Source organism: Pantoea sp. (assembly GCF_039594315.1).
Taxonomy (GTDB): Bacteria; Pseudomonadota; Gammaproteobacteria; order Enterobacterales; family Enterobacteriaceae; genus Pantoea.
Genome location: NZ_JBCNNP010000027.1, coordinates 34,877 through 49,363, shown reverse-complemented (window position 1 = coordinate 49,363; position 14,487 = coordinate 34,877). Strand labels below are relative to the sequence as shown.

General features: G+C 52.8%; 13 protein-coding genes and 1 pseudogene. 3 read left to right on the top strand and 11 right to left on the bottom strand.

Features of this window, described 5'->3' with window-relative positions; translation table 11 throughout:
• Nucleotides 1-181 precede the first annotated feature (181 nt).
• Nucleotides 182-1,567, bottom strand: a complete 1,386-nt coding sequence (locus ABDW13_RS15540) for an NCS2 family protein (RefSeq protein ID WP_343553459.1) — start codon at nt 1,565-1,567, stop codon at nt 182-184.
• Nucleotides 1,568-1,659: 92 nt separating this feature from the next.
• Entirely contained in the window at nt 1,660-2,595 is a 936-nt protein-coding gene (locus tag ABDW13_RS15535; protein WP_343553458.1) for a zinc-binding alcohol dehydrogenase family protein, read from the bottom strand.
• Nucleotides 2,596-2,665: 70 nt separating this feature from the next.
• Here ABDW13_RS15535 and ABDW13_RS15530 point away from each other — a divergent pair, with 70 nt between their 5' ends.
• A complete protein-coding gene (locus tag ABDW13_RS15530; RefSeq protein WP_343553457.1) occupies nt 2,666-3,151 on the top strand; it encodes a MarR family winged helix-turn-helix transcriptional regulator in 486 nt (161 codons plus the stop codon).
• Here the strand turns inward: ABDW13_RS15530 and recG are convergent.
• The 5 genes from recG to gmk are packed head-to-tail and all read right to left on the bottom strand — an operon-like array spanning nt 3,148 to nt 9,010.
• Nucleotides 3,148-5,226: an ATP-dependent DNA helicase RecG gene (recG, locus tag ABDW13_RS15525; RefSeq protein ID WP_343553456.1), complete on the bottom strand. Its 2,079-nt coding sequence runs from the start codon at nt 5,224-5,226 to the stop codon at nt 3,148-3,150. The two genes, ABDW13_RS15530 and recG, sit on opposite strands and share 4 nt — an antisense overlap.
• The gene (gene trmH / locus ABDW13_RS15520; RefSeq protein ID WP_343553455.1) at nt 5,223-5,918 is read right to left on the bottom strand and encodes a tRNA (guanosine(18)-2'-O)-methyltransferase TrmH; all 696 of its coding nucleotides are present in this window, start codon (nt 5,916-5,918) and stop codon (nt 5,223-5,225) included. Before trmH ends, recG begins: the two co-directional genes overlap by 4 nt.
• Nucleotides 5,919-5,921: 3 nt before the next feature.
• Nucleotides 5,922-8,033, bottom strand: coding sequence for a bifunctional GTP diphosphokinase/guanosine-3',5'-bis pyrophosphate 3'-pyrophosphohydrolase (spoT, locus tag ABDW13_RS15515; protein ID WP_343553454.1), 2,112 nt, complete (start codon nt 8,031-8,033; stop codon nt 5,922-5,924).
• Nucleotides 8,034-8,053: 20 nt separating this feature from the next.
• The gene (rpoZ, locus tag ABDW13_RS15510) at nt 8,054-8,329 is read right to left on the bottom strand and encodes a DNA-directed RNA polymerase subunit omega (RefSeq protein WP_007885265.1); all 276 of its coding nucleotides are present in this window, start codon (nt 8,327-8,329) and stop codon (nt 8,054-8,056) included.
• Between the two features lie 57 nt (nt 8,330-8,386).
• On the bottom strand, nt 8,387-9,010 hold the full coding sequence (gmk, locus tag ABDW13_RS15505; protein WP_343553453.1) for a guanylate kinase: 624 nt from the start codon (nt 9,008-9,010) through the stop codon (nt 8,387-8,389).
• Between the two features lie 240 nt (nt 9,011-9,250).
• Here gmk and ligB point away from each other — a divergent pair.
• A pseudogene (ligB, locus tag ABDW13_RS15500) lies at nt 9,251-11,017 on the top strand (NAD-dependent DNA ligase LigB); the annotation flags it as partial.
• On the opposite strand, the gene ABDW13_RS15495 reads toward ligB, so the two are convergent.
• A complete protein-coding gene (locus ABDW13_RS15495) occupies nt 10,934-11,551 on the bottom strand; it encodes a trimeric intracellular cation channel family protein (RefSeq protein WP_343553452.1) in 618 nt (205 codons plus the stop codon). The pseudogene ligB and the gene ABDW13_RS15495 overlap by 84 nt on opposite strands.
• A 338-nt stretch (nt 11,552-11,889) precedes the next feature.
• Between ABDW13_RS15495 and ABDW13_RS15490 the strand changes: the two genes are divergently transcribed.
• Nucleotides 11,890-12,582, top strand: coding sequence for a LuxR C-terminal-related transcriptional regulator (locus tag ABDW13_RS15490; RefSeq protein WP_343553451.1), 693 nt, complete (start codon nt 11,890-11,892; stop codon nt 12,580-12,582).
• Nucleotides 12,583-12,663: 81 nt separating this feature from the next.
• Here the strand turns inward: ABDW13_RS15490 and ABDW13_RS15485 are convergent, their stop codons facing one another.
• The 3 genes from ABDW13_RS15485 to ABDW13_RS15475 all read right to left on the bottom strand — a co-directional run bounded on the left by ABDW13_RS15485 (nt 12,664) and on the right by ABDW13_RS15475 (nt 14,480).
• A complete protein-coding gene (locus ABDW13_RS15485; RefSeq protein WP_343553450.1) occupies nt 12,664-13,308 on the bottom strand; it encodes an oligosaccharide flippase family protein in 645 nt (214 codons plus the stop codon).
• Nucleotides 13,309-13,382: 74 nt separating this feature from the next.
• Entirely contained in the window at nt 13,383-13,649 is a 267-nt protein-coding gene (locus ABDW13_RS15480) for a hypothetical protein (RefSeq protein WP_343553449.1), read from the bottom strand.
• A 435-nt stretch (nt 13,650-14,084) separates the two neighbouring features.
• Nucleotides 14,085-14,480: a polyketide cyclase gene (locus ABDW13_RS15475; protein WP_343553448.1), complete on the bottom strand. Its 396-nt coding sequence runs from the start codon at nt 14,478-14,480 to the stop codon at nt 14,085-14,087.
• Between the last annotated feature and the right edge of the window lie 7 nt (nt 14,481-14,487).

Genomic DNA, 14,487 nt, shown 5'->3' with positions numbered 1-14,487 from the left:
ACCAGCGCCAGCAGAATTAGCAGCAGTAAGGTAAGGAAAAACTTGCCTAAAAATTTCATCGCACTCATCCATCCCGATATTTATCCGGTGAGTGGTTGTTATGCCTGAATTACCGTTACAGCTCAACAGCCTGGATGTAAAAGCGGATAAATATCAGGCAGGCCGAAGCCTGCCGGAGAGATTACTTTTCTTGCGGGAAGATCAGGTTCAGCATGATAGCGGTGATACCGCCCGCGGCAATACCAGAGGAAAGCAGGGTTTTCAGCCAATCTGGGGCAAATTGCAGAATCAGCGGCTGTTGAGACACACCCAAACCGACCGCCAATGACAGCGCAATAATCATGATGGCACGACGATTCAGCGGCTCGCGCGAGACGATGCGTACGCCAGAGGCGGCGATGGTGCCAAACATCACAATCGTTGCACCGCCCAGTACCGGTTCTGGAATGTGTTGCACAAATCCGCTTACCGCCGGGAACAGGCCGAGCACAATCAGCATCAGCGCCACCACAAAGCCGACATAGCGACTGGCAACGCCCGTCAACTGAATCACGCCGTTGTTCTGACCAAAACAGGAGTTAGGGAACGTATTGAACAGCGCCGAGACAAAGGAGTTAAGACCGTTAGCCAGCACGCCACCTTTCAGGCGCTTCATATACAGCGGGCCGCTCACCGGTTGCTCAGAAACATCAGATGTCGCGGTGATATCGCCAATGGTTTCCAGCGAGGTCACCATAAACACCAACATCAGCGGAATCAGCAGATTCCAGTCAAAGCCCAAACCGTAGTAGAGCGGCGATGGCACAGCAATCAGCGGCTGATCGGCTGGCGTGCTGGTGGCTGGCAGCATATCCAGCGCCCAGGCCAACGCATAACCCACCGCCATCGCAATCACCAGCGATGCCACACGTAGATACGGATTACGTTGGCGATTCAGCAAGATAATCACCACCAATACCGCAGCGGCCAGCAACAAATTTTTCGGTGCGCCGAAGGTGTGATCGTTCATTGCTGCAAAGCCGCCGCCAATCGAAGTCAAACCGACCTGAATCAGTGACAAGCCGATAATCATCACCACAATGCCGGAAACCAGCGGCGTAATGATGCGGCGCGCCAGGTGCAGCACGCGCGACAGCACCATCTCAGTACAGGACGCCACCATCAGGGTGCCGAACAGCGCTGCCATCATGGTTGGCACATCCACGCCGCCATTTTTCAGCGCCATGCCACCCATGATCAGTGGCGTAACGAAGTTAAAGCTGGTGCCCTGAATCGATAACAGGCCAGAACCCACCGGTCCCCAGGTTTTAATTTGCAGCACTGACGCCACGCCAGAAGCGAACAGCGACATGCTGATAATGTGCTGGGTATCCTGCGCCGGTAAACCCAGCGCCTGACAAATCAGCAGCGCGGGCGTAATCACCGCAACAAACATCGCCAGCAGATGCTGACAAGCAGCAAACAGCGTTTGCGGCAGCGGAGGACGGTCTTCGAGGCGGTAAATCAATTCACTTTTTGGGCTTGCTGCGTTGGCAGGCTGGTGAGATTCAGCGGTGTTGACGGACATGGTGGGCGTTCTCAATTACAACAAAGGGGCGATTTTAAACGGTTGCGTCACGAAAGCAAACGGTTGCGACGCCCCTTTTCACGGCCAAACATTTAAAGCGTAAACACCGTGCGGCAGCGGCTGTCATCTTCTTGCCAGGCTTGAGCGACTTCGCTCAGCGGGCGCATCTGGAAGGCGATGGAAAAATCGCTTTCAGCTGCCGCGTGCAGCATTTCGCTGATGCAGGCGATGAGTTCTTGATCGGAAACGCTGCCTAAGCCGCTGCCCATCAAGGTCAATCCCGATGAGCGCAGCAACTTGCTGTGCAGCGTTATTTCCTGACCGCTCAGCGAACCAATCTGCACAAAGCGCACGGTTTTTTCTTTGCCCGCCACTGCCGCATGCATGATGTCCAGTGCGCTCTGGCCCCACAGATAATCCAGCACCACATCGATGCCTGCTTTCATCAACGCCGGCAACGCGCCCGGCAATTCATCCAGCGTCAATGTTACGTCAGCGCCTTGCGCTTTGAGTTGCTCCAGTGCTGCACGATTGCGGCCAGTGGCGATAATTTTCCCCGCGCCTAAATGACGCGCAATGCGTACCGCTAAACCACCGGAAGTGCCGGTTGCGCCATTAATCAGCACGGTTTCACCGGATTGCAACTGCGCGCGTCGGGTTAAAGCTGCCCAGGATGACATGCCCGGATTGGCCAGCGCTGCCGCCAGTACCGGATCCAGCGATGCCGGTAATGGAACGATGCTTTCTTTGGGAATCAGTGTCTGTTCCGCCATGCTGCCCCACGGTGAATGGAAGGCGAGGAAATAGACCGGATCGCCATTGCTGAGCGTGCCGGTGCCGTCGATACCGACAATAAAAGGATATTGCGTGGCGGCGCTGTAATGCGTACCGGCAGCGCGCGCCTTCGCCAGTTGGCTGACGGCGGCGGCTTTCACATTAACGATCGCATGTTGTTCATCGGCCTGTGGCGCAGGGAAATCGCTGTAAATGGGCAGTTCGCCTGCCGCAGAAACTATGGCTGCTTTCATCTCTTCACCTTCAGTTAACAGGAAACTATGTGTAATATGCACACATTAGTTCTGTCCTGGGATAACGTCAATGAAAAGCGTGCAAAATACACATAATAGTGCGGAGTTCGATGATCTGCACAACGCGCTGCTGATGATTGTCGGCACCTTTAACCGGCCGCAACGCGATGAATTGCTGATCAAAGAATCCAATATCCAACTCGATCGCGCGCTGTTTCCGTTACTGATTCAGATTGGCCGTTTTGGCCCGATTGGCGTAGTGGAACTGGCGGAACGCGCCGGACGCGATTACACCACCGTAAGTCGCCAGGTGGCTAAGCTGGAAGAGTTGGGACTGGCGCAGCGACAGAAAAATGCCAAAGACAAGCGGGTGAATGAAGCAGTGATCACGGCAGCGGGTAAATTGATGACCGATAAAATCGACGCGGCACGTACGCAGATTTATCAGAACCTGTTCGCTGGCTGGCAGGATACAGAACGTGCCGAGCTAACACGTCTGTTGCAGAAGTTTGTTGGGGATTTTATCGCGATTGATAAGGCAAAGATGGCGGATTAAGCGTTGCTATAACGCTCGGTTTCCGGCAACCACCGCTCGATCAAGGCTTGCGCCTGTTCAAGATAATGCTGGTGGATGTGGCGGGCCACGCGCTGAACTTCGGGAATCATGCCTTGATCGCGCAGTAAATCCGCGACTTTAAATTCGGCATTACCGGTTTGTCGCGTACCCAGTAATTCACCCGGCCCACGAATCTCCAGGTCGTGCTGGGCAATCACAAAGCCGTCGTTGCTGTCGCGCAGCACTTGCAAACGCTTCTGTGCGGTTTTGCTCAGCGGCGCTTTATACAGCAACACGCAATGCGAGGCGACAGCGCCGCGGCCCACGCGTCCGCGCAGCTGATGCAACTGCGCCAACCCAAGTCGCTCTGGGTTTTCGATAATCATCAAGCTGGCATTCGGCACATCAACGCCAACTTCAATCACGGTAGTGGCGATCAGCAATTGGATTTCATTGGCTTTGAACGCCGCCATCACCGCCTGTTTTTCTGCCGGTTTCATGCGGCCATGTACCAAACCGACCTGCAAATCCGGCAGCGCGATCTTCAACTCTTCCCACGTCGCTTCGGCTGCCTGCGCCTCCAATACTTCGGACTCTTCAATCAGCGTACACACCCAATAGGCCTGGCGACCTTCGTGACAAGCGCTTTGCACCCGCGTAATGATTTCGCTGCGGCGGCTATCGGGGATCGCCACCGTGGTGACCGGCGTACGTCCCGGCGGCAATTCGTCAATGGTCGAGGTATCCAGATCGGCGTAAGCGGTCATCGCCAGGGTGCGCGGAATCGGCGTGGCGGTCATGATCAACTGATGCGGATGGAAGCCTTGCTCCTCGCCTTTCTCCCACAACGCTAAGCGCTGATGCACACCAAAACGGTGCTGCTCATCAATGATCACCAGCGCCATGCCGTTGAATTTCACCTGTTCCTGGAACAGCGCGTGGGTACCAACCACCATCGCCACCTGGCCGCTGGCAATCGCTTCCTGCTGGGCTTCGCGCGCTTTACCTTTCTGTTTGCCGGCCAGCCAACCTACTTCAATTCCTAACGGCGCAAACCATTGGCGGAAATTGTTCGCGTGCTGTTCAGCCAACAGTTCGGTCGGCGCCATCAACGCCACCTGCTTGCCGTGGGCGATGACGTTCAGTGCGGCCAATGCAGCAACCAAGGTTTTGCCGGAACCAACATCGCCTTGCACCAGGCGCATCATTGGGAAATCGTTGGCCAGGTCCTTTTCGATTTCCGCCACCACGCGTTGTTGCGCGCCGGTTGGTGAGAAGGGCAAGGCGGCTAACAATTGATTGGCCAGTTGATGCTGCGGTTTCATCGGCAACGCATGATGCCGCTGCGCACCGGCGCGCACCGCTAACATGCTGAGGTTATGCGCTAGTAACTCTTCAAGAATTAAGCGTTTTTGCGCCGGATGACGACCGGTTTCTAACTCGCTCAAACGCAAATCCGGCGGCGGACGATGCAAGGTGCGCAGCGCATCCGGCAGGCTGATCATCCCGCCACTCAACTCGGCGGGCAGCAGTTCGGAAATCGGGCAACTCTCCAGCAGCGTCAGCGCTTGATCGGTGAGATTGCGCAACGTCGCCTGGCGAATGCCTTCGGTCGTGGGATAAACCGGCGTCAGGGTTTCTTGCAGCTCAACGCCGCCTTGTTCGCCTTGCACGCGATATTCAGGATGGATGATTTCCGCACCGCGCTGACCGCGTTTGATCTCGCCATAAGCGGTGACGCGGCGGCCCGGCGACAGGCTGTTTTTCATCCCGGCATTGAAATTGAAGAAACGCATGGTGAGCATGCCGCTGCCATCGCTGATTTGGCACACCAACATGCGGCGGCGACCAAAGGTGATTTCGCTGCTCAGCACTTCGCCTTCCACCGTGGCCCAAACGCCCGGCAGCAGGTCATTAATTTTGTAGAGTTGGGTGCGATCTTCGTAGCGCAGCGGCAGATGCAGCAGCAAATCCTGAATGGTGAACAGGCCGAGTTTGGCCAGTTTCCCCGCCTGACTGGCGCCGACGCCGGTCAGGGTACTGAGCGGGATGGCATCCAGCAGACGGCCTTTCATTTTTTACCCGTCGATTGCATGGTGGCCCACCAATTGGCGTCGGCTTCTACTTCGCCATGGGCGTTGATGTGCGGATAAGGCAGGCCTTTCTGCTTGGCGACGCGCGCCAATACCGGATAGCCACCTTCAAACAACAAGCGCTGTTGTTCGTCTTCGTCCAACAAGCTGTATTTGCGTTGATACATTCCGGCATTCTGCCGTTGGCGTTGTGCTTCATACAGAATCAGCGCCGAAGCGACCGAAACGTTGAGCGACTGCACCATGCCAACCATCGGCACAATGATGTCCTGATCGGCTAACGCCAATGCTTCGGCGGTGATGCCGGTTTTTTCCTGCCCCATCAAAATACAGGTGGGTTTGGTGTAATCGACTGCGCGAAAATCCACCGCTTTGTCTGACAAATTGGTCGCCAATACCTGCATGCCACTCTCTTTGAGATGGCGTACCGCGTCAGCAATATGAGGATGGGTTTTCACCTTCACCCAGCTATTGCTGCCGGCCGAGGCCGCAACCATGGTGCGCATACGCACGCTAGGCCACACGGCATGTACTTCATGAATGCCCACCGCATCGGCGGTACGAATCACCGCCGAAACGTTATGCGGCTTGTGCACTTGTTCCATGCAAACGGTGAGATCGTGCTGGCGCAGGGCCAGCATCTCCTGAATTCGAGCAAAGCGTTGGGCATTCATGGACTAGTTACGGTTGCGGTGAACTTTGATAACGTCCGGCATTACGCGAATTTTGCGCATAATATTCGCCAAATGGACGCGATCGTTCGCGGTGAGGCGGATAAAGGCGCTATACACGCGTCCATCACGCTCTTCGGTATTCAGGCTCTGAATATTGGAGCTTGCCGTATTGATCGCCGCCGTCAGGTTCGCCAAAGCACCCTGATGGTTGAACATGTCGACCTTAATCTCAGCAACAAATTCCTGATCGGTCACTTTATCCCATTCAACCGGCATGAATTTTTCAGCTTCTTTTTGGTAGCCGCGAATGTTACGACAGGATTCGTGATGCACCACCAAGCCTTTGCCGGGACTGACGTGCGCGACAATCGGATCGCCGGGAATCGGACGGCAGCATTTGGCAAAGGTAATCAACACGCCATCGGCGCCTTTGATTGGCAGCTTTTTGCGTTTGCTGTTGCTTTGCGGCTCTTCGCCACCCGATTGCAGCAGGTTTTTCGCCACTACCACGCTCATCGCGTTACCCAGGCCGATTTCAGCCAGCAAATCGTCGATGGCGGTCAGCTTCATGCGCTCAAGTTCATGCTGAATGTTCTCGGCAGGAATTTCTGCCAACTTCTTGCTGCCGCCGAGCGCGTGGCTCAACAGGCGACGACCGAGGCTAACAGAATCTTCACGTTTGAGGTTTTTCAGCAACTGACGAATCTTGGCGCGTGCTTTGGAGCTGACGACAAAATTGAGCCATGCGGCGTTCGGGCGAGCGCCCGGCGCGGTAATGATTTCAATAGTTTGGCCGCTGGTCAGTGATTGTGACAGCGGATAAGGCTGGCGATCGACGCGTGCGCCGACGCAGGCATGACCGATATCGGTATGCACCGCATAGGCGAAATCCACCGGCGTGGCGCCAGCGGGCAATTCGACAATGCGGCCTTCAGGCGTGAACACGTAGATCTCGTCCGGGAACAGATCGGATTTCACGCTTTCGATAAATTCAAATGAGCTACCGGCGCTTTGTTGCAGCTCCAGCAGGCTTTGCAACCAGCGTTGAGCGCGAATCTGTGCGGTGGTGCCGCTGACTTCGCCGCTTTCTTTGTACGCCCAGTGCGCTGCCACACCCATTTCTGCCATCTGATCCATATCTTCCGTACGGATTTGCACTTCAACCGGCACACCGTGTGGGCCAATCATGGAAGTATGCAGCGATTGATAGCCGTTAGCCTTGGGAATGGCGATGTAATCTTTCACGCGTCCGGGACGCGGTTTGTACAAGCTATGCATCTGACCGAGCACGCGATAACAGGTATCCAGATCTTTCACAATGACGCGGAAAGCGTAGATATCCATGATCGAGTGAAAACGCTGCTCTTTCAGGTGCATTTTGCGGTAAATCGAATAGAGATGCTTTTCACGACCACTGACGCGGCAGGGAATACCTGCTTCCTGTAAGCGCCCGTCGATTTCAGCAAGGATCTTCTGAATCATCTCTTTACGGTTACCGCGCGCCGCTTTCACCACCTCTTTGATCACGCGGAAACGGTTCGGGTAGAGCGCTTCAAATCCGAGCTCTTCCAGTTCTGTTTTCAGGTGATGAATACCAAGGCGGTGCGCCAGAGGACTGTAAATCTCCAGCGTTTCTAACGCGATACGTCGTTTTTTATCCGGTCGTAACGCGCCGAGCGTGCGCATGTTGTGCGTGCGGTCGGCTAGTTTGATCAAGATGACGCGAATGTCTTGCACCATCGCCATGATCATTTTGCGGAAGTTTTCAGCCTGGGCTTCTTTCTTGTCGCGGAACTTCAGCTTATCGAGCTTGGATACGCCTTCCACCAGTTCGGCAACGCTTTTACCAAACAGCTGTTCCATATCCTGGTAAGTGGCGGGCGTATCTTCAATCACGTCATGCAGCAGCGCGGCCATTAGCGTTTCATGATCGAGTTTCATCTCGGCCAGAATGCAGGCAACCGCAACGGGATGGGTGATATAAGGCTCGCCGCTGGAGCGTGTTTGGCCCTCGTGGGCATCACGCGCGACTAGATAAGCTTGCTTGAGGCGCTTGATTTGCTCCTCAGGCAAGTATTTTTCAATCAGTTGATTGAGGCTTTCAAACAGATACAAGGGCGACCTGCGAAGTGCTGTTAACGACGACCTTCAGCGATAGCGGTAACGGCTTGTAACTCAGCGGCTTCCTGCTCATGCTGTTCCTGACGATCACGGACATCCAGAATCTGGGTAGTGATCAGACCTTCTTCGATTTCGCGCAGGGCGATAACGGTCGGCTTATCGTTCTCTTCCGGAACCAGCGCATCTTTACCGCCTACCTGCATCTGACGTGCACGACGTGCAGCGACCAACACCAGGTCAAAACGGTTACCAACTTTCTCTACTGCGTCCTGAACGGTTACGCGTGCCATAGGTGTGCTACTCCACAGATGATGAAGAAATGACTGGGCATAATACTGAAAGTGAATTCAGACTGCCAATAGTTTGCTGATTAAAGCATCATGTCGCGATTTTTGGCGACCCATACGCAGACGTTCTGCGCGAATGATGGTTTTCAGATCGGACAGCGCCAGATCGAAATCATCATTAACGATTAAATAATCGTATTCGGCGTAGTGGCTCATTTCCGCCACGGCCTGTTGCATACGACGGGCAATCACCTCTTCGCTGTCCTGACCGCGACCACGCAGGCGACGATCCAACTCTTCGGTAGACGGTGGCAGCACAAAGATGCTGCGCGCGGCAGGCATTTTCTTGCGAATTTGCTGCGCGCCTTGCCAGTCGATATCCAGGAAAACATCAACGCCGGTCGCCAGCACCTGCTCGATTGCAGCGCGTGACGTACCGTAATAATTGCCAAACACTTCCGCATGTTCGAGGAAGTCGTCTGCGGCAATCATGGTCTCGAATTCAGTCTTAGAGACGAAAAAATAGTGCTCACCATGAGCTTCACCGGGACGCACGCCACGGGTGGTATGCGAAATAGACACCTGCGTATCGTACAGCGGTTGTGTCTTTAACAGTGCCTGAATCAGGCTGGATTTACCCGCGCCGCTGGGGGCGGAAACAATATAGAGCGTGCCTTGAGCCATGGTTATCTTGAATTGATTAAGAGCGGAGTCGATTTCCTGCACAGTATACACGGCTTAGGCCTGCCACGCAGCGTTTGCCGCTTGGCTGAGGCAATTCTTTTTTCTGTGAGGCCGCGCCAGAAGCCGATGTCGTAGGCTGCAAACCCCACAAAAAGGCTGGACTCTGGCTTCAAAGAAGCTATTTCACCGCTGGTATAAACCTGTTACGCACTCTCCAATAGCGAAAAAAGGAGAGCCAAGATGAAAGGATTTCTGAGTCTATTGTGTTGCTTGTTTAGCGTGAGTTGCTGGGCCGAAGCGCTGTGCCCGAATTGGTCCCCCGTGCGCGCTGGACAAGAGATCACGCAGCTACAAACCCAATTGCGGCAATGGGATGACGCGTATTATCGGCTGGGCACTAATCAGGTGACCGATGAGGATTACGACAGCCTGCAACAGCGTTTACAGCAGTGGCAGCGCTGCTTTATGCCCACTCAATCCACTTACAATGCACAGCTCACCACCGATGGCAGTACACATCATCCCGTGGCGCATACCGGCGTGCGCAAACTGCGCGATAAATTAGCGGTGGCGTATTGGATGCAGGATCGATCTGAATTATGGGTGCAGCCAAAAGTCGATGGCGTGGCCGTCACACTGGTGTATCGACTCGGGAAGTTAGTTTCACTGATCAGTCGTGGTGATGGTTTACGCGGCGAAGAGTGGCTGGCTAAATCACCGCATATTCCCGCCATCCCGCAGCAGATTGCTACATTGCACGAAGAAGTCGTGCTGCAAGGTGAGCTGTTTTTGCAAATGACCGATCATCAACAAGCCCGTGACGGCGGCAAAAATGCGCGCGCTCAGGTGGCGGGTGCCATGATGCGGCACGACAACAGCCCGTTACTTGAGCGTCTTGGCATTTTCATTTGGGCATGGCCGGATGGCCCACTATCAATGAATGATCGATTGGCGCAACTCACGCAGTGGGGATTTGGCTTGGCACAGAGTTGGAGCCGCCAGGTCAGTAATGAAGAAGAGGTGGCGATATGGCGCGATCGCTGGTTCCACGAATCACTGCCATTTGTCACCGATGGCGTGGTGATGCATCAATCACCGGGCAGGGCGGGACGTGACTGGCAGCCAGGACAAGGCAGTTGGTCGGCAGCGTGGAAATATCAACCCGCGGAAGTCAGCAGCGAAGTGCTCTCGGTAGACTTCAATGTGGGGCGCACCGGCAAAGTTGCCGTGGTGTTGAATCTCATTCCTGTACAGTTGGATGATAAAACCGTGCGCCGGGTTAATCTTGGTTCGCTACGTCGCTGGCGCGAGCTGGATGTGATTGCCGGTGATGAAGTGACGCTAACGCTGGCTGGGTTAGGTATTCCGCGTCTGGAGCGCGTGATCTGGCGTGTGGCACAGCGCGATTATTCCGCCTCGCCACAAGATGGTGAATTTAATGGTTTGAGCTGCCTGCATTTCACTGCCACTTGCCGCGCGCAGTTTTTATCGCGCCTGAGTTGGATGAGCCAGAAATCGGTATTGGATATCGTCGGTGTACAGCGCAGCAACTGGCAGCGTCTACTCGACAGTGGCGGAATCACTCATCTCTTTTCCTGGCTAACGCTGACGCCCGATCACATTGCGCAGGCGAATGGGATTTCATCTGCGCGCGCCGAGCAAATCTGGCATCGCTTTAACTTAACGCGACAGCAGCCGCTGCGGCGTTGGGTGAGTGCGCTGGGATTGCCGCTGCCGAAAACGGCGCTTCAGGCGCTGCCGGACACGCAATGGTCGCAACTACTCGCGCGCAGTGCGGAGAGTTGGCAGCAGTTGCCCGGCATCGGCAATGTTCTGGCTCAGCGTATCGTGGCGATGCTGCAGGATGCAGACCTGCAGCAGTTAATTCACTTTCTGCAACAGCAGGGGATTCCCGCTGCCGACTCAGTGTTCAGGATGGGGATAATTGAAGATCGGCAACCCGAGGCGGAAACGCAGCGCCAGCAAGCGAGCAAAGAAACCGAACAGCAGCGTGATGATCACCACCGCTTCGTGCGCCAGTGGCGTTTTCAGCAGCAGGATATAGATCCATCCCGAAGCGAATGCGATACCTGCATAGAGTTCCTTCTGGAATACCAGCGGAATGCGGTTGCAAAACATATCGCGCAGCACGCCACCGAACACGCCGGTAATCACAGCCGCGATGGCGGCAATAATCGATGCGTGGCCGGTATCTAGCGCGACTTGGGCACCAATAATCGAAAACACCACCAAGCCCAGCGCATCTAATACCAGAAAGACTTTACGCAAGTGCGTCATTAACGGCGCAACGAAGGTGGTCACGACTGCCGCTGCCGCCACAATCATGATGTATTCGGGATGCTTAACCCAGCCGAGCGGATAGTGGCCAAGTAGGATGTCGCGCACTGAACCGCCGCCAATCGCAGTGACCGAAGCAATGATAATCACGCCAAACAAATCCATCTTACGACGCCCTGCCGCTAGCGCGCCGGTCATGGCTTCAGCGGTGATACCAATAATATAGAGAACGGTTAATAACATAGAGCACCCCATTAAATTGGCGGCAAGGGTAGAAATTTCCCAGAGTGTAGACCACTGATATTTTCTAAAGAGAGCGCCATCGGATTAGCTTGTTTGATGGCAAGCATGCTAGCAGGCTTATTTCACGGGATAAATCTGCATTTCAGTGAGCTTTCGCATAAGTAAAAATGATGCGAGGTGCCAGCGGCTTGATTCTCAATTTTAAGTTTTGTCTTGCTTGTGTCGTACGTCATTGGTGCCTGAACAAACAGGCTCTCTTTATATGATGCGTCGATTTATAAGGCGCGCATTCATGCGTATCGGCTTAACGAACCGCATCAAGCAACTATTGGACTGGCATGAAAACGCGCAACGACGACATTCTCTTTTTCTCCTCTGACAAACTGGCGGCGCTAGGGCTAAAGAGTTTATTAGCCGGGCTCCCTGTCGCTTGTCAGATACATGAGTTGTGGTCGCTTAGCACCGTCATGTCACAATGCGAGAAGCTCAAACCACGACTGCTGGTGTGCATCTTTCACGAAAATATGCCGTTGTCTGGCACCTTAAAAATACTTTATGCCTTGCAGCAGCAGTTTCCCGCGATGCAAATCGTGGTGCTAACGCGGCGTTTATTGCCGTTGATGCATGCGCTCAGTCGTTATCTGCCTTCACTTAATATTCTGGACTTAAAATCCTCACGCCAGATATTGACCACTAAGTTGCTCACTTGCCTCAACACCAATGCACAAATTCATTTGCCTGAAGGGGCTGACATTCTGTTGCCTGACCGACAATTGCGCGTGCTGTTGATGATGGCGTGGGGTTACAGCATGGAAAGTATCGGTGCACGTTTAGGCATCAGCCATAAAACGGTAAATGCCCACAAGCTGAACGCGCTGACGCGGCTGCAAGTCAAAAGTAAAAATGACATGGCTGATTTGTACATGATAATTGATGAGTTGCGGATGTTGGTGAGTTGGCTGCGCTTGCAGCGTAACGGCAAGTTAAGCGAACTGACCTTTGACTCATTGGAAGAGTTGTTGGAAGCCTAGAAAAGAAAAAAGCGTGCTGGCGACCAGCACGCGAACGCATCTTCTCAGATGCCCAGAGCCCACCATACAGACTTGTTTTTATTATCCGTTTCTTGCTCGCACGTTGGCGAAACTTTTCAGGCTAAAACGGTATTCTGGCTGGAACCAGGAACGACCGTAATAGCAGTAGACCAGCATTCTGATGGATACCATGGCGAGGTAACCCCAGATGGCGCACAGCACTGAAGGCGTCAGCCACACGGTAAACAGCGTGACGGCCAATCCTGCCAGCACAGAAGAGGTTTCCGTGAAGGCGATGCGCGAAAATTGGTTTTCCCGCTGCAATATGGCGCGATAATGCTGACCTTGTGGAATAATGATGAAGATTACCGAAACCATCTCCAACATTACGGCCATTTCAGGCTGATTCATTATTCGGCTGGAAATATCGCTGCCAATAAACAATACGGCAAAGATTAGCAGTCCAGTTAATACATTACCCCAATATAAGATCGATAATTCGCTGTTGTTCAGATTTTTATTTCTGATTATCGAATTACCAAATCCTCGATCAGATAATGTATCAATCACTAATAACATCACGATAGCAATAGCCAACAAGTTTAACTCATTTGCCTGTAGTATTTGTGCCAGAAGTGAAAGTTGTAAAACACCAATGCCGACGATTTTAATCGATGACAAAATTGACCATTTTGCATTAGTCAGATTTTTTTCTCTTATCGCCATACTTTGCTCGTTATGGTACATGTACCAGTGCAATTAAGGGGTTACTCCAGCCACAGGCAGGAGCACAGCGCATATCAATGCAGCGATTCCTGGCGCAGTCCTGAGATGCCTTTCAGGTTTTGCCACGTAAAGATGCAATCAATTAAATGATGTTCTGAATTTAAAAATATGCCCCTGGCGCTTAATGGTGTTTTTGTCTGTTTGGTATCGCCTCCGGTGCGGAGGAAATCCAACAGATCATTATAAAATCCTTTTGAATTTATATATTCCCCGGCCAGCATCCGGCTGGCAATCTCAACAAATTCTTTTTCTGATAACAAAGGATAGGTTGAGCGATCCATATTATTTCCCTGCTGTTGTTATTATGGTTACTGCTGTGTGTGAATGAGTTATACCGTGTTTTAATTAAATTAACACCATCAGAAAACTCCTATAAATAGACCGCAGGAATAAATGGTTTCAGAATTTGCATATGAATATATAAGGCGGATGATTTACCATTTATTAGTCTTTTTCGTCATTCAGTACGTCCCACTGATCAGGCGATACTTTTATAACTAAAAAACTTTGATAAATCAGAGCGACTCAGCGATTTATGACACATCCTCACCAGGAATTTTCCCGGAGAGGATGCTTTAGCCGAACTGGTGATTGACCGGTAAATACCAAATGATTTCACTAAAACAGTTAAACGCTACTGAGCAAAAAAGAAACCGATTTTTATTGATTGATTCCAGCGCGTGTTGAAGAAGTGATAGCTACATAATGCATTGATTCTAATGCGTTAACAGATGTAAAAGCTGTTCCAGATCGCGTTTTACCCAGGCAACATCCTGTGCAAACTTCTCATCGGACATCAATGGCTGGCGATAAACCACCATCACCACTTCTGCACCTTGCTCATTAGCAATCACCCGCATCGGCATATAAATCTCTTTACCGGTTCCGGTATCGACCCAGTGATCCATCACGCCGAACGGGTTATGCGGAGTAAAGCGAATCTTCACCGTGCCTTCTGGCCCTTTGGCTTTCCAGCTATTCCCTTCCTGAGTCAGCGTGCTGCTGCTCAGCCCGCTTGCCCATTTGGCAAAGCACTGAGGTTTCCAAATGGTTTCATATAAATCCAACCAGTTACGTGGAACGGTTAGCGTGACTGTCTGGGATGGCAGCATGGAACCT

Excerpts from the sequence above, each read along its gene's own strand:
- ABDW13_RS15540 (WP_343553459.1), bottom strand. The coding sequence starts at position 1,567 with ATGTCCGTCAACACCGCTGAATCTCACCAGCCTGCCAACGCAGCAAGC.
- ABDW13_RS15535 (WP_343553458.1), bottom strand. The coding sequence starts at position 2,595 with ATGAAAGCAGCCATAGTTTCTGCGGCAGGCGAACTGCCCATTTACAGC.
- ABDW13_RS15530 (WP_343553457.1), top strand. The coding sequence starts at position 2,666 with ATGAAAAGCGTGCAAAATACACATAATAGTGCGGAGTTCGATGATCTG.
- recG (WP_343553456.1), bottom strand. The coding sequence starts at position 5,226 with ATGAAAGGCCGTCTGCTGGATGCCATCCCGCTCAGTACCCTGACCGGC.
- trmH (WP_343553455.1), bottom strand. The coding sequence starts at position 5,918 with ATGAATGCCCAACGCTTTGCTCGAATTCAGGAGATGCTGGCCCTGCGC.
- rpoZ (WP_007885265.1), bottom strand. The coding sequence starts at position 8,329 with ATGGCACGCGTAACCGTTCAGGACGCAGTAGAGAAAGTTGGTAACCGT.
- gmk (WP_343553453.1), bottom strand. The coding sequence starts at position 9,010 with ATGGCTCAAGGCACGCTCTATATTGTTTCCGCCCCCAGCGGCGCGGGT.
- ABDW13_RS15495 (WP_343553452.1), bottom strand. The coding sequence starts at position 11,551 with ATGTTATTAACCGTTCTCTATATTATTGGTATCACCGCTGAAGCCATG.
- ABDW13_RS15490 (WP_343553451.1), top strand. The coding sequence starts at position 11,890 with ATGAAAACGCGCAACGACGACATTCTCTTTTTCTCCTCTGACAAACTG.
- ABDW13_RS15485 (WP_343553450.1), bottom strand. The coding sequence starts at position 13,308 with ATGGCGATAAGAGAAAAAAATCTGACTAATGCAAAATGGTCAATTTTG.
- ABDW13_RS15480 (WP_343553449.1), bottom strand. The coding sequence starts at position 13,649 with ATGGATCGCTCAACCTATCCTTTGTTATCAGAAAAAGAATTTGTTGAG.
- ABDW13_RS15475 (WP_343553448.1), bottom strand. The coding sequence starts at position 14,480 with ATGCTGCCATCCCAGACAGTCACGCTAACCGTTCCACGTAACTGGTTG.